15 protein-coding genes and 1 pseudogene are annotated in these 12587 nt (G+C 37.5%); 1 reads left to right on the top strand and 15 read right to left on the bottom strand.

Features of this window, described 5'->3' with window-relative positions; genetic code table 11:
• Nucleotides 1–593 precede the first annotated feature (593 nt).
• From ELQ35_RS20850 to ELQ35_RS20905, 12 genes are all read right to left on the bottom strand, one after another.
• Nucleotides 594–779 carry a hypothetical protein gene (locus ELQ35_RS20850; RefSeq protein WP_126867104.1) on the bottom strand — a complete coding sequence of 62 codons (186 nt, stop codon included), beginning with the start codon at nucleotides 777–779 and terminating at the stop codon, nucleotides 594–596.
• 101 nt (nucleotides 780–880) lie between these two features.
• The gene (locus tag ELQ35_RS20855; RefSeq protein ID WP_126867105.1) at nucleotides 881–1318 is read right to left on the bottom strand and encodes a hypothetical protein; all 438 of its coding nucleotides are present in this window, start codon (nucleotides 1316–1318) and stop codon (nucleotides 881–883) included.
• A 121-nt stretch (nucleotides 1319–1439) separates the two neighbouring features.
• The gene (locus ELQ35_RS20860; protein WP_126867106.1) at nucleotides 1440–1709 is read right to left on the bottom strand and encodes a DUF4176 domain-containing protein; all 270 of its coding nucleotides are present in this window, start codon (nucleotides 1707–1709) and stop codon (nucleotides 1440–1442) included.
• A complete protein-coding gene (locus ELQ35_RS20865) occupies nucleotides 1699–2412 on the bottom strand; it encodes a hypothetical protein (RefSeq protein ID WP_126867107.1) in 714 nt (237 codons plus the stop codon). Before ELQ35_RS20865 ends, ELQ35_RS20860 begins: the two co-directional genes overlap by 11 nt.
• Nucleotides 2413–2442: 30 nt before the next feature.
• Nucleotides 2443–3345 carry a hypothetical protein gene (locus tag ELQ35_RS20870; RefSeq protein ID WP_126867108.1) on the bottom strand — a complete coding sequence of 301 codons (903 nt, stop codon included), beginning with the start codon at nucleotides 3343–3345 and terminating at the stop codon, nucleotides 2443–2445.
• Between the two features lie 100 nt (nucleotides 3346–3445).
• Nucleotides 3446–3883, bottom strand: a complete 438-nt coding sequence (locus ELQ35_RS20875; RefSeq protein ID WP_126867109.1) for a hypothetical protein — start codon at nucleotides 3881–3883, stop codon at nucleotides 3446–3448.
• A gap of 146 nt (nucleotides 3884–4029) precedes the next feature.
• Nucleotides 4030–4299 carry a DUF4176 domain-containing protein gene (locus ELQ35_RS20880; protein ID WP_126867110.1) on the bottom strand — a complete coding sequence of 90 codons (270 nt, stop codon included), beginning with the start codon at nucleotides 4297–4299 and terminating at the stop codon, nucleotides 4030–4032.
• Complete coding sequence (locus ELQ35_RS20885; RefSeq protein WP_126867111.1) at nucleotides 4289–5002, bottom strand: hypothetical protein; 714 nt, start codon at nucleotides 5000–5002, stop codon at nucleotides 4289–4291. Before ELQ35_RS20885 ends, ELQ35_RS20880 begins: the two co-directional genes overlap by 11 nt.
• Nucleotides 5003–5045: 43 nt before the next feature.
• Complete coding sequence (locus tag ELQ35_RS20890; protein WP_126867112.1) at nucleotides 5046–6371, bottom strand: LXG domain-containing protein; 1326 nt, start codon at nucleotides 6369–6371, stop codon at nucleotides 5046–5048.
• Nucleotides 6372–6382: 11 nt separating this feature from the next.
• Entirely contained in the window at nucleotides 6383–6658 is a 276-nt protein-coding gene (locus ELQ35_RS20895) for a YwqI/YxiC family protein (RefSeq protein WP_126867113.1), read from the bottom strand.
• 16 nt (nucleotides 6659–6674) lie between these two features.
• On the bottom strand, nucleotides 6675–6998 hold the full coding sequence (locus ELQ35_RS20900; protein WP_126867114.1) for a hypothetical protein: 324 nt from the start codon (nucleotides 6996–6998) through the stop codon (nucleotides 6675–6677).
• A 410-nt stretch (nucleotides 6999–7408) separates the two neighbouring features.
• The gene (locus tag ELQ35_RS20905) at nucleotides 7409–8281 is read right to left on the bottom strand and encodes a gamma-glutamylcyclotransferase family protein (protein WP_126867115.1); all 873 of its coding nucleotides are present in this window, start codon (nucleotides 8279–8281) and stop codon (nucleotides 7409–7411) included.
• A gap of 393 nt (nucleotides 8282–8674) precedes the next feature.
• Between ELQ35_RS20905 and ELQ35_RS20910 the strand changes: the two genes are divergently transcribed.
• Nucleotides 8675–9205: an IseA DL-endopeptidase inhibitor family protein gene (locus tag ELQ35_RS20910; RefSeq protein WP_126867116.1), complete on the top strand. Its 531-nt coding sequence runs from the start codon at nucleotides 8675–8677 to the stop codon at nucleotides 9203–9205.
• 200 nt (nucleotides 9206–9405) lie between these two features.
• Here the strand turns inward: ELQ35_RS20910 and ELQ35_RS20915 are convergent, their stop codons facing one another.
• The 3 genes and pseudogenes from ELQ35_RS20915 to ELQ35_RS20925 form a co-directional block, all read right to left on the bottom strand.
• Nucleotides 9406–9882 carry an arylamine N-acetyltransferase family protein gene (locus ELQ35_RS20915; RefSeq protein ID WP_246026167.1) on the bottom strand — a complete coding sequence of 159 codons (477 nt, stop codon included), beginning with the start codon at nucleotides 9880–9882 and terminating at the stop codon, nucleotides 9406–9408.
• A 271-nt stretch (nucleotides 9883–10153) separates the two neighbouring features.
• Nucleotides 10154–11302 carry a cell division protein FtsZ gene (gene ftsZ / locus ELQ35_RS20920; protein WP_126867117.1) on the bottom strand — a complete coding sequence of 383 codons (1149 nt, stop codon included), beginning with the start codon at nucleotides 11300–11302 and terminating at the stop codon, nucleotides 10154–10156.
• A gap of 661 nt (nucleotides 11303–11963) precedes the next feature.
• Nucleotides 11964–12587, bottom strand: a pseudogene (locus tag ELQ35_RS20925) (YjiH family protein); the annotation flags it as partial.

A 12587-nucleotide genomic window follows, 5' to 3' on the forward strand; every position in this document is an offset into this window, starting at 1 on the left:
CTATTGTTACTCAGCAATATTTACCAATTAAAAATCGTATATCGTAAAAGTCAGGAAAGCAGCCATCCAATAGAGAGTAATATGGACTAGAAAGCCACAATCCGGCTGGTACTAGGATTGAAAAATAATTTGTATTGTCTGTTCGGCTGTCTTTTCCGTTCATTATCTGCTAAAATAAACCGCTTCTTCACATCCCTTTTACACTAACCTTCCTTATCCTGCAACGATGTATAAAAAAACCAAAAAACCAGCTTCCGATTGGAAAACTTGTTTGTACTTTAAAGTTAAAGTGTGCGTATTTGCAGTACCCTGGCCAAAAAAATCGGGTTTATTGGAAAATATTCAAGCACGAACACATTTGTTTGAGCTTCAACAATAAATAAATAATATGTATTCAGAACTAATAAGCACATCATTCTTTGTTCAAATTGTTTGAAATTCTTCCTCTTTCGTTTACATAGCCTTTAAAGAAAAAGGCTCCAAACCTTCTTTTATGTGATCAGGTAACTGCTTACGTTTTACTTCTTGAGCAATTCTATACATGAAACAACCCCCATTTGACTATATCAATCAAAAAATGAAACAGCCCAATCCTAAGAGCCGATACAAAAAGGCTCTACTGAAGATATTTGAACAGGTTGGCCCAGTTCTAAGCAATGTACCAATTGCATTTGTTCCTGCAACCCTTTCACTCCAATCAGCTCCTGAGATAAATTTTGCTTTTGGGCTCTGTGTAATACTTGATCATCCCCTTTAGTAAGCAGTTCTTCTGATTTCAAATTTAGCCCCCTTCATTAAGTAGTAAGCGAAGATTTAAAAACATTGCCTACTTGAACCATACCTATTCAATCAAAACTCAATTCTTGAAAGAAAAATAATATTACATTGAATGATCGTTCAGGTATTGAATAATTCCCTCTGGATTATCTGTAGAATAGATGATTGCGTCCCAGTTCAAATTGGCACGTTCCATCGCCTCGAAATAGTCTGCAGGTGTAAGATAACCGAAAAACTTTTTCCATTTATGTTGTTTTTCCATTAATTCGACTTCCCTTTTTATATCGTCATTATTTATCAGAATCAGAATGAAACATGGGTCGGATGCTGTATTAATTTTCTGGTCAATCTCGATGAGTGCCCCATGGCTAGTGTTTTTTCTTATAAGATTACAAGTGAAACCGACATTATCTACTTGATCACTGATTACCTCGGACAAGCCCTCGTACTCGTCTTCATACATTTCGTCCTGGGTCATGATTATAAGCGAATACCATTGTTTATTATCCTCTGGATCCTTTTTCTTTTTCTTAAAAAACATCGAATTCCCCTTTTTTGAAATTTACGTTTTCTGATCTTTTTCTGTCTAAAAAATTCGGGCTAATAGGAAAATTGTCAAGCTCGATTCCTTTTCATGGGCTTGACCAATCAAATCTTAGCTATCACGTATTATTCAAAACACCTTGAAATTCTTCCTCTTCCTCGTTTACAAATCCTTTAAAAACGATCTCCGCAATATCTGCGTGGTTAAAGACATATGTATATTCCGGGGATATGTATCCCTCAGGATAAGGAACTGCCAAATAATCATACATTTTACCGTTCTGGTCATCCTCGGTGACGAGAACTTGCTTTCTTCCGTAAATCATGAGTTTTATATTTCCTCCATTAAGTAACACAATAGAACCATTAGGAATTAAGCTATTTTCCATTTACAATACCACTCCTCTGATTCAACTTTTTGTTTGAGAAACGCACAAGATGAATGTTTGTTTTAATGAAAAAATATTTATACAGATATTTCGCAAGGACAAATATATAAAAAATTGACATTCCAAAAAATACAACTGTCATGAAAGAGAGCATAAAACCACCCGAAAGTCCCATTATATAATGGGCTACTAGATAACCCGCAGGGACAGAAATCGAAAGAACTCTATAATGCCATTTAGGTGTTTCCTTTGTTCTTTCTCTTTCCAAACTTGAATATCTTTTAACCTGATGCCGGATAAATAAGAAAATGATGAATCCAAAGATTACTATTGATATAAAATAATATAATGGTGAATCTATGCCAAGCATAAAAGAATATTTTAGAGAAAGAACAAAATAACATATCGATCCTACAATTCCTAAACATCCAAGAAAAAGTAGGGATTCTAACTCGGTATCTTCAGCTTTTCTTACGAGCAGCCAAATCGCCCATAAACTAATAAAGATGAGCAAAGGTAATGTAATAAATAATACCGCCTTAATAACCGGTACAAGCAAAGGCAAAATAATGAGTAAATCCAACATAAAAAAAGTACCTGATGCAATGACAAATTTAATTTGCATTGTAGAAAATGGATCTAACTGTTCCTTAATATGCTGGGGCAATCGTCTGCGCTTTATATCTTGTTCTATTTTTAACATGAATAAACCACCTATTATCTTTTAAACTATTTATTTAAACCATCCAGCTACAGTTTTAACACCTTTTTGAACACCGTCTTTTAACTCCTCACTAAGAGACTTCTCCTTTTTACCAAATTTTACTCCTTCAAGTAAATAAGAGGCAATAACAGAAATTCCAAACCCAACTGATGCTGCGGCTATAATGGGAGCTCCAACCGCTCCTGCCGTGGCAACTGCAATAGCACCCCCAGCTAATGAGACAGCTCCAAGACCAACATCTACTGCCGCATCTCCAATTACTCTGGATGCAGAAGCATTTGATTCAATATTTTGATACACGTTCTCTCCTGCCGTAATTCCAATCCCAAGCAACCCAATCTTACTTTTAAATGCATCCTTAACTGCTGCAGCAGGGTGAACATACTTTGCCACTTGCAGGTCATTGCCTAATTTAACCTGGGAATTAATATGGTTTTTATGAAACTTCTTTCCTTCTATATATATATATTCACCATTTTTAACAAGAAAGGTATCGCCCTTCTTTCTTATATTAACTCCATATCTCCCTACCTTATAGGCCGTTTCCGTCAAAGCCACTCCCTCTGCCAATGTACCAAATGAATTTCCATATGAAGAAACCGGTGCGGTGGCATCAAAAAGGATAGAAGGCGTCGAAGTAACTGGGATTGCGGTCCAGTCGATTTCGTCTTTCTTTTTTTGCATATTTTGATAACTTTCGGTATTTTGCAGTTGGTTGATGTTGAAGTTGAAGAGCCGATACAAAAAGGCTCTACTGAAGATATTTGAACAGGTTGGCTCAGTTCTAAGCAATGTACCAATTGCATATGTTCCTACAGTCCTTTCACTCCAATCAGCTCCTGAGATAAATTTTGCTTTGGGCTCTGTGTAATACTTGATCATCCCTTTAGTAAGCAGTTCTTCTGATTTCAAATTTAGCCTCCTTCATTAAGTAGTAAGCGAAGATTTAAAAACATCGCCTACTTGAACCAGACCTATTCAATCAAAACTCAATCTTGAAAGAAAAAAAATATTACATTGAATGATCGTTCAGGTATTGAATAATTCCCTCTGGATTATCTGTAGAATAGATGATGGTGTCCCAGTTTAAATTTGCATGTTCCATCGCCTCGAAATAGTCCACAGGTCTAAGATAACCGAAAAACTTCTTCCATTTATGTTGTTTTTCCATTAATTTTATTTCTCTTTCTACATCATCGTTATTTATAGGAATCAAAAAGTAGCAAGGGTCCGAAGCAGTTTCTATGTGCCGGTCAATTGAAATCAGTTGTTCAAGATCGGTATTTTTTCTAATAAGATTACAAGTGAAACCGATATTATTTACATGAGCATCTATTCTTTCGGATAATTCGCTGTACTTGTCCTCATCCACTTCTTCTTGCGTCATAACCACAAGTGAGTACCACTGTTTATTATCTTCTTCGTTTTTTTTCCTTTTCTTGAAAATCATCGAGTTCCCCTTCTTTGAAAGAATTTAAGTTTCCGGTTTTTTATCAGTCATTAAATTCGTGTTAATTGAAAAATAGTAAAGCCCGAACAGATTTGTTTGGGCTTCAGCAATAAATGGATAATATGTATTTCGAACTAATAAGCATATCATGCGTTGTTCAAAACAGTTTGAAATTCTTCCTCTTCCTCATTTATAAATCCTTTAAAAAGAATCTTGGCAATATCAGTGTGGTTAAAGACATATGTATATTCTGGGGATATGTACCCCTCAGGATAAGGAACGGCTAAATAATCATACATCTTACCGTCCTGCTCATCTTCGGCCACCAAAACTTGCTTTCTTCCGTAGATCATGAGTGTTATATTTCCTCCATTAAGTAACACAATAGAACCATTAGGAATTAAACTATTTTCCATTTACAATACCACTCCTCTGATTCAATTTTTTGTTTGCAAATTTCACTAAATGTATATTAGCCTTTATGAAAAAGTACTTATGGAAAGACCTGGATAATATAAAAATATAAAAGATACAAAACACAAAATAAACAACAGACATAATAGAAAGAAGAATTGAAGGTGTGAACCCCATTATATATTGGGCAGCGATATAACCTGCTGGAACTGAGATGGTAACTAGTGTGTATTGCCAAGCAGGTGTCTTTTTTGGTAGCTTCTTTTCCAACGTAGAATATTTTTTGAATTGATGACGAAAGAAAAGATAGATTAGTGAGATATATATTAGAAACGAACCTACATAGTATATAGGAGAAATTATTCCTAACATAAATGAATATTTTAATATTAATATGAAATAACATAATGAACCAATAATACCTAAGTACCCAAGGAATAATAGCGATTCTAATTCTGTATTTTCAGCATTTCGTATAAGCAACCATATTCCCCACACACTAATGAAAATCAATAAAGGGATCGTGATATACAAAACTAATTTAATTACTGGAAAGAGCAATGGTATTAGTACAAGTGCATCAAGCCCAATGAAAGTAAAGGCACCAATAATAACTTTAATTTGTAGTGTAGAAAAAGGTTGTAAATGTTCTCTGATATGTTCTGGTAATTGTCTTCGTTTTATATCTTGATCTATGCTTAACATCTTCGTACCACCTAATAATAGAGTCTGCAGCTTAATATTATTTTTACTTAAACCACCCAGCCACGGTTTTGATTCCCTTTTGTACATCATCCTTTAATCCCTGTGATAGGTTTTTTTCATTTTTGCCGAATTTAATACCATCAATAACATATGAAGCTGCAATTGAAAATCCAAAACCTATTACTGCTGCACCAATTAATGGTGCACCAAAACTTGCAGCAGCTGAGACCAATAATGCCCCACTGGCTAAAGATACAGCCCCCAAGCCTACATCCACTGCTGTATCTCCAATCACTCTGGAAGTAGAAGCATTTGATTCAATATTTTTATATGCGTTCTCGCCTGCTGTAATTCCAATCCCAAGAAAACCAAGCTTACTTTTAAAAGCATCCTTGACTGCTGCAGCAGGGTGAACATGCTTTGCTATTTCCAGGTTATTACCTGCTTTAACCTGTGAATTAATATAGCTTCTATGAAAGTCTTTCCCTTTTATATCCATATATTTACCATTTTTAACAATATATTTGTCCCCAACCCTTGTTATATTAACACCATATCTCCCTACCTTATAGGCCGTTTCCGTCAAAGCCACTCCCTCTGCCAATGTACCAAATGTATTCCCATATGAAGAAACAGGAGCAGTGGCATCAAACAGGATAGAAGGCGTCGAAGTAACAGGGATTGCGGTCCAGTCGATTTCGTCCATCTTTTTTTGCATATTTTGATAACTTTCGGTTTTTTGCAGTTGGTTGATGTTGAAGTTGCTGACCGACATCGTTCCGCTCTTAAACATGGATTCCAGGTCTTTTACATATTTTGCAAGAATATCGAGTTCGTTTTCAATGTCCGCTAATTCCTTTGTTTCTTCTTCGTCAAATTTCTGAAGATCTTCAATCGTATCTTCTACTCTTTCTTGAGCACTGTTAATTCCTTTTAGTACATCATCATCACGGATCTTTGGTAAAGAAATGATATCTTGTACCTTATCGACGAGGGCATTTACTTCGTCGGTCATTTCCATGGTGTTGCCTTTTAGATCTTTTAAGCTATTTTGGACGTCGTTTTGCAAAAAGCTTTCACGAACAAAGCCTTTTTGCTCCGGTTCAACTGCAGGGTATGCATCATTAATGCCGTTAACCGCTCTGCGGAATTTTGCAAGAAAATGATCATAGGCTACTAAAAAAGGTGCATGACCTTCCTGATAAAAAGATTTTATAGCTTTTGCTCCCTCTCCTTGAAAGGATTCATCTAAAGAGTAAATATCCTTCACATCACTTGCAATCTGTTTTATTCGCTCTTGCTGATCATCTATCATCTTTAGCGAAACTTCTAATTCGGCAATTAAAGAATCTACATCTAATATTTTCATATTGCTGCTCCTTACCTTTGCCTGATCGATGAAGAAATCATTTCATCGGCATCCTTCATGGTCTGGATAGACTTTTGTGTGGCTTCAATATTATGAATTAATAGAGTTTGATAAGATTTGGCCAGTTCTTGAACATCCTGGTTTAGCTTATTCAATTTTTTTACAACATTTAAGTTGTTGCTCCCCCCTTCATCTTTTACGGATGCATTCAACGAGTTAGCAGAAGATTTTAATTTCCCTAGTACTTTTTCAACTTCCCCATACTCCATTTTTATTTCTTTACTCATTTCTAGGCCACTTCCTTTACTGCTCTTTTGCTTTTGCTTCTTGCTCTTTCATTTGTGTCACTGCTATTGATGAATAAAGGTTTTCTATATCTACACTCAATTCCTTTATCTTGTTCTGCAGCATGAATAGTATCATCGGAAATTGTTCATTAAGGATATTATTATAGTTATCTTTCATTTCAGATTCCCGAAATTCATTAAAAATAGATGCAACTTTTCCATTCCAAGTGTTAGAGGATAAGCTGGGTTCCATGCAGTACGGATAGTTCATGATAAATTCTTGATATATTTTTTCTACACCGGGCTTTATTTCGAGTAATCGACGAAGTTCTTCTTGCATTTCGTAAAGACTTCTATTCAAAGAAGCTAGCGAAGATTCAAACACTACCTGCACCTCACCTATAATAACGTATTGTACTTAACGTTCTTTTCCATTATATTCTATTAAATCATATACCAACGTGATTTCTCAAATTAGTTTGGAATGCTTGTAATAATTCACTACTTTTTTCATAAATTATGAAAAAACCAAATAGGTATATAGAATCATATGTTGAAGGCTATTCCGCAATAAAACACTGATCCTTGTCTGTTGGATCAGCCGGAGAATTTTGTATGATTTTAAGCTAAAGCTTTGGAATTTATTACATTTTTCCAACTCCTTGAATCCATCCAAGTTGCCCCCTTCATACGCATGCGCTTTACCGATTAACATTTTGAGCAATCATCGTGGATATGCTTCATTCCTTTTTATATGTTAAGATTAAAACTTTTCTTCAATTGTTCCTTTAGCTGTGTCAAATAAGATTCACTGAGATAGCCACGGGCACCGCGGAAAATTTCGTTCAAATAATCTAGAGGTGGGGCAATTTCCGCTTCCTTCTTAATGACAACGAACGTCAATACATTTTCAACGGTCATGCCGTTTATCGTTAGATCGATCAATGCTGGCCGATAGTAGCCTGCAAGCACTCCTTCGCGTTGACACAGATACGGAAGGCTTTTAGCGTTTACTTCGTAGACCTTGCCTTCGACTGTTCCTTGTTCCTCAACGATGTCGGCCCGTCCGCCTCCGTTTACCGATCTTCTTGTGAACCGAAGATGGTAGCCATCCAAAATTCCGCATCCTTTTATTTTCTGAAAATGATGTGCATGGCCTGATTGCTCGAACCGTTCATGATCCATACAGCTACCATAAGCAAAGTATAAGAAATCGACGCTTTCCTTCAGGAGTTGGTGCACTCTCCAGTCTCCTCCAGCTATTAGTGCCAGTCCGGGCTTGTTCCCTTTTTTCGGAAGCATATAAACATAGGCCTGGTGTGATCCTGTATCGGTCTGGACTGTTTTTTTGACTCGATCGTAGTGGATCTCCTGCCCGTGACCCTTATATCGCTCCAATAAACGATCAAGCTTTTCTAGCTGTGCTTGATTCACTAGATACAGCTCACCGTACACTCTTCCTTCAAGGGATGCCTCCAGAAAAGGCAGTCCGTAGTTCGTTTCAAACAGTTGGCCATTCGTCCAGGATTGCTCTGCAAGACATGTTGTATTTGTAAGCAAGTGGTGATTGTTCTGCTGCTTCCGCAGCGTTCCATAGACAAATATAAGACATTGATCTTGCATCCTGATCACTCCTTCATTTCGTTTTCCTTACTATATAAATATAAAAGAACGGCAATTATACCCCCAGTAATCGGCTCTGAGGTTTGTTTAGGATAACATTCTTCAATCAGCCTTTAAAGCCAATATTTATCGTTTTACTTGTTGATGTTTATATATCTCCACGTGTGGTAAAGACATGTGTCTCAGCGATACATTTCCTTCATATACATATAGAGGCATTGGTTATTCCTTTTAATGCACAGGAACTATCCGCCTAAATAACTATTTTTAATTGAAATGTCAAAAACGTCTTTATTTCATGCAATGTATATTGTAATATAAATGTAACATTTGTAATAAAGGAAACAATATAGCTTTTGTAAGTATCGCTATTTTGAGGAGGAGAAAGCAATAATGAAAAAATTTTCAGTTATCATACTATCGTTCATTCTTTTCTGTACGATAAGCACGGGAGTTTCAGCACACACTTCGACACAGAACCTATCAAATGCGAATGCAATCAAAATAGCTAATAATGCCAGCGATCATTTCTGGAATGCATTACATGGATACAAAAACACCTCCTGCACACAAAAGACTTTCACTTACAAGGGCAGCCAGTATTCTTACCTTTGCAAGGAATTTAATACAAGAGACAAACTAGATACGTATTTATCAGAAACCTTTACAAACAATGCGATACGAAAAGGGTTAAATAAATATCATTATATTACGTATAAAGGAAAATTAGCCCGCGCAGTTGGGGACGGCGGCAGCATGCTGACATGGAGTAAAGCGAAAGTAAAATTAGTCTACCAAAGAACAAATGTCCGCTCATATAACTTTACTGTACCTACTGTTGAAGGAGACAGCGTGAAACGCAATGTTACTTTCTATAAATCAGGATCTGAATGGAAAGTAAACCAATTGGATGCCGTGCAATAAGTAAAACTACAGGTTCCACAGACAATAAATTAGAGAAACAATAAAAAAGTCCCGCTTGGGGCTTTTTTTATGGCTAACTTTGCATAGTAATCTTCAGGTCAATAGTATATCATTCATTTCTGATACATCCATCACGGGTACCTTTGAATCGAAGATGTAGCCTTTTCTCCAATCCCTATCCTTATATTTCAATTTTATCTCTAAAATAAAATCTCTTTTTTAATCCGGAATTCCCCGTTATTAGAGGTAACGGTCTCGCCGGTTAACGGAACAGGCACTAATGGTAAATTTCCACCAAAACCCGTGTCAATTAAGTACGTATTTTCCATATGCTTTAATAGAATGGTTACATGGGTTCTCCCTATCGCCGTCCAGTCTTGAGTTTCGTTGTTGTATGTCACTCCGCGGCATAACGATACATCAAAGCCGCTTTCAGCCAAAAAGAAATACAGGAGGGAGTTTAGTTCATAACAAAGCCCACCCTCATTCCGAACTAACATCTTATTCATCAAGTTTTCTTTCGTGATAGCTCCCGTATTACACCCAATAATGCATAAGTTTTCAAAAGGAAATGTTTTCGCTGTTTTTTCCAAAATGGGGCCCAGTGAATCAAAAGTGATTTTTTCGTGAACGGGTATACCGATCCTTTCACGAAATAAGGTATTAAGCGTACTCATTGTTAATTCTCCCCTGTGGTTATAAGAGTAAACTTACATTCTGCCATACTGGTTTGACTCTGAGAATGTCCATTGTTGTTTTTAACATGAAAATCGCTCAGACATCATTTCAGAGTAGAAACCTCAAAAGAAAAGACAGGGGTTCTGTCTTTTTATGAATTATTATACTTTTATTAGCACAAAGGGTAATATGTGAAGTTATAAAAAAGACTAGCCAAAATTTGGACAGTATAGCGCTGCGCTCCCTGGATAAGACGGCTTCTTAAGTATATTAATTTCTTTTGCTTCTATTTCGCAAGAACGTTGGAATATCAAGCGGTTCTTTTGGTTGTTGCCTTTGTCGGCCATGATCTCGTGCCGGTTCTTCTTGTCGTAGCGGTTCGCGTCTAGTTGGTGCTTGTGGCAGTGATGATTTTGACATTCCTGTCGTTGAAGGACTGGAAGACGCCTTTAATGATATATTCTCTTGGTCATTGAAACCGGTAGCAATGACGGTTACCATCATTTCATTTTTTAGGTTTTCGTTGATGACAGAGCCGAAAATCATATTTAATTCCTGGTCTGAAGCAGAAGCGACAATATCCGCTGCTTCTTGTACTTCATATAGGCTTAAGTTGCTCCCGCCAGTGATATTCATTAGTACACCTTGAGCCCCATTGATGGAAGTTTCAAGCAACGGACTGGAAATGGCTTGCTTTGCGGCTTCAACAGCCCTGTTATTACCAGTTGCAATACCAATACCCATCAAAGCAGTACCTTTATGGGACATGATCGTTTTCACGTCAGCAAAATCAAGGTTGATTAAACCTGGTACAGCAATTAAATCCGAAATACCCTGTACACCCTGGCGAAGGATGTTATCCGCTTCACGGAATGCTTCAATCATCGATGTTTTTTTATCTACAATCTCCAGTAAGCGATCGTTAGGAATCACAATTAATGTGTCCACCGCATTCTTCATGGAGGCAATTCCCCCTGCAGCCATTGCTGCACGCTTATTGCCTTCAAATTTGAACGGGCGTGTAACTACACCAATCGTCAGTGCCCCAAGCCCACGCGCTATTTCGGCAATAACAGGGGCTGCCCCGGTACCTGTACCGCCGCCCATTCCGGCTGTAACGAATACCATGTCTGCTCCTTTCAACGCTTCCTGGATCGGCTTTTTGCTTTCTTCAGCTGCTTTTCTGCCTACCTCTGGATTTGCACCTGCCCCTAAACCTCTTGTCAAACTTGTACCTATTTGTAGCTTAATCTCTGCCCGGGATAAGCCAAGAGCTTGCGCATCTGTATTAACAGCTATAAATTCTACACCTTGTACTCCATCCTCAATCATACGGTTCACGGCGTTGTTTCCACCGCCGCCAATACCGATTACTTTAATCATCGCTAATGGATCTACATTTGTATCGAACTCTATCATTATCGTTCCTCCTAATCTATCGAAATTACCTTGTTTTACGATTCAAAGAAATATCCAAAGCCATCTTTTATTTTAATTCACTGATTCTTCCGTTGGACGCCCACCCGTGTCGTTATTTTTTCTGTTTTTCGAATTAAGAAGAGTACTACTCTTTTTGACATGTTATCCATTCTTCATCATCATGCACTCGTTAGGAGATTATGAAAATACGTATGGACACTAAATCAGACACAAAGGTTTGGAGGGAACTAAAAAAAGAGGTGGACTACACCCCTTTTTATGTTTTTTTTATCAAAAAATAAATCAACTCAGCTTTCTACTTTCCAAGGTTTCCGTCATTTTGACGTCGGCATAAAGACTGCCTAGAGCTGCCATAAACGCAGCATGCACATCGATGGCTGGGATAGTCCGGCCACGAACTGTAAAGTCTGGTGCTTGCAGGCATCTTCGATAACGGTGCAACATGCATAATCGCGTGGCAGTAACCCAATATCCTATATATACGACATGTGAAGTCGAAACTCCTTTTGTTTTAGACATTCGTATAATGTTACATATGTTATATTTTTGATTTTTCTTGTTTTCAATGTGTAAGAGGCTGATTCAAAGTTCAGCCTCTTTTCATAATGATTATTAGCTTTTTGTATATGTACGATTTGTTTTAAAGCAGCAAAATCGCAATTTGCGCGGTAATGATCAATGTTAGCAGCGTCCTTCAAACCAAATCACTACCAGCTTTGTAATGCTAATCGGGATTTCGGTTGAAAGAATGCTGGGTATCGTTGCTGAAAAAAACAGGATGGAAGATACCGCGACCACGCCAATAATGAACTTAGTAACTAAAGGTGTATCAACCACGAGCAACGCCGGAAGGAACATTTCAGCGATGCCAATGGCAGAAGCTTTGGCAGCCAGGAACGGCTCCGGGATTTGGAAAAGCCAGGTGAATGGGTAAAATATATAAGCCATTAAATCGAATACAGGCGTGAATTCAGCTAAAACCAGGCCAATTAACCCAACGGATAGGATGGACGGAAGAATGCTCATTGTCATAATGAATCCGTCTCTTAGGTTTTCCCACAAATTCCTGCCAAGGCTTAACGAGTTGTTGGCTCCTTCCATCGCACCTTCCCATGCATTTCGAAGGAACTTTTCCTTGACAACTTCCTCAGGATCTACTTTTTCCGAATGATAGGTATTGTCCATTTTATTTAATGGCCAGATCCTTACAGTGATTGCGGTTACAAGGTATTTGAGACTCCCACGACTAAAGTCGCAAGCCCTG

It is taken from the genome of Peribacillus cavernae (genome assembly GCF_003989135.1).
Lineage (GTDB): Bacteria > Bacillota > Bacilli > Bacillales > DSM-1321 > Peribacillus > Peribacillus cavernae.

What these genes read in the sequence shown, in the direction of transcription:
- ELQ35_RS20880 (WP_126867110.1), bottom strand. Translation starts at nt 4,299, where the DNA reads ATGGAAAATAGTTTAATTCCTAATGGTTCTATTGTGTTACTTAATGGA.
- ELQ35_RS20895 (WP_126867113.1), bottom strand. Translation starts at nt 6,658, where the DNA reads ATGAGTAAAGAAATAAAAATGGAGTATGGGGAAGTTGAAAAAGTACTA.
- ELQ35_RS20900 (WP_126867114.1), bottom strand. Translation starts at nt 6,998, where the DNA reads ATGCAAGAAGAACTTCGTCGATTACTCGAAATAAAGCCCGGTGTAGAA.
- ELQ35_RS20885 (WP_126867111.1), bottom strand. Translation starts at nt 5,002, where the DNA reads ATGTTAAGCATAGATCAAGATATAAAACGAAGACAATTACCAGAACAT.
- ELQ35_RS20905 (WP_126867115.1), bottom strand. Translation starts at nt 8,281, where the DNA reads ATGCAAGATCAATGTCTTATATTTGTCTATGGAACGCTGCGGAAGCAG.
- ELQ35_RS20855 (WP_126867105.1), bottom strand. Translation starts at nt 1,318, where the DNA reads ATGTTTTTTAAGAAAAAGAAAAAGGATCCAGAGGATAATAAACAATGG.
- ELQ35_RS20875 (WP_126867109.1), bottom strand. Translation starts at nt 3,883, where the DNA reads ATGATTTTCAAGAAAAGGAAAAAAAACGAAGAAGATAATAAACAGTGG.
- ELQ35_RS20860 (WP_126867106.1), bottom strand. Translation starts at nt 1,709, where the DNA reads ATGGAAAATAGCTTAATTCCTAATGGTTCTATTGTGTTACTTAATGGA.
- ELQ35_RS20910 (WP_126867116.1), top strand. Translation starts at nt 8,675, where the DNA reads ATGAAAAAATTTTCAGTTATCATACTATCGTTCATTCTTTTCTGTACG.
- ELQ35_RS20890 (WP_126867112.1), bottom strand. Translation starts at nt 6,371, where the DNA reads ATGAAAATATTAGATGTAGATTCTTTAATTGCCGAATTAGAAGTTTCG.
- ftsZ (WP_126867117.1), bottom strand. Translation starts at nt 11,302, where the DNA reads ATGATAGAGTTCGATACAAATGTAGATCCATTAGCGATGATTAAAGTA.
- ELQ35_RS20865 (WP_126867107.1), bottom strand. Translation starts at nt 2,412, where the DNA reads ATGTTAAAAATAGAACAAGATATAAAGCGCAGACGATTGCCCCAGCAT.
- ELQ35_RS20915 (WP_246026167.1), bottom strand. Translation starts at nt 9,882, where the DNA reads ATGAGTACGCTTAATACCTTATTTCGTGAAAGGATCGGTATACCCGTT.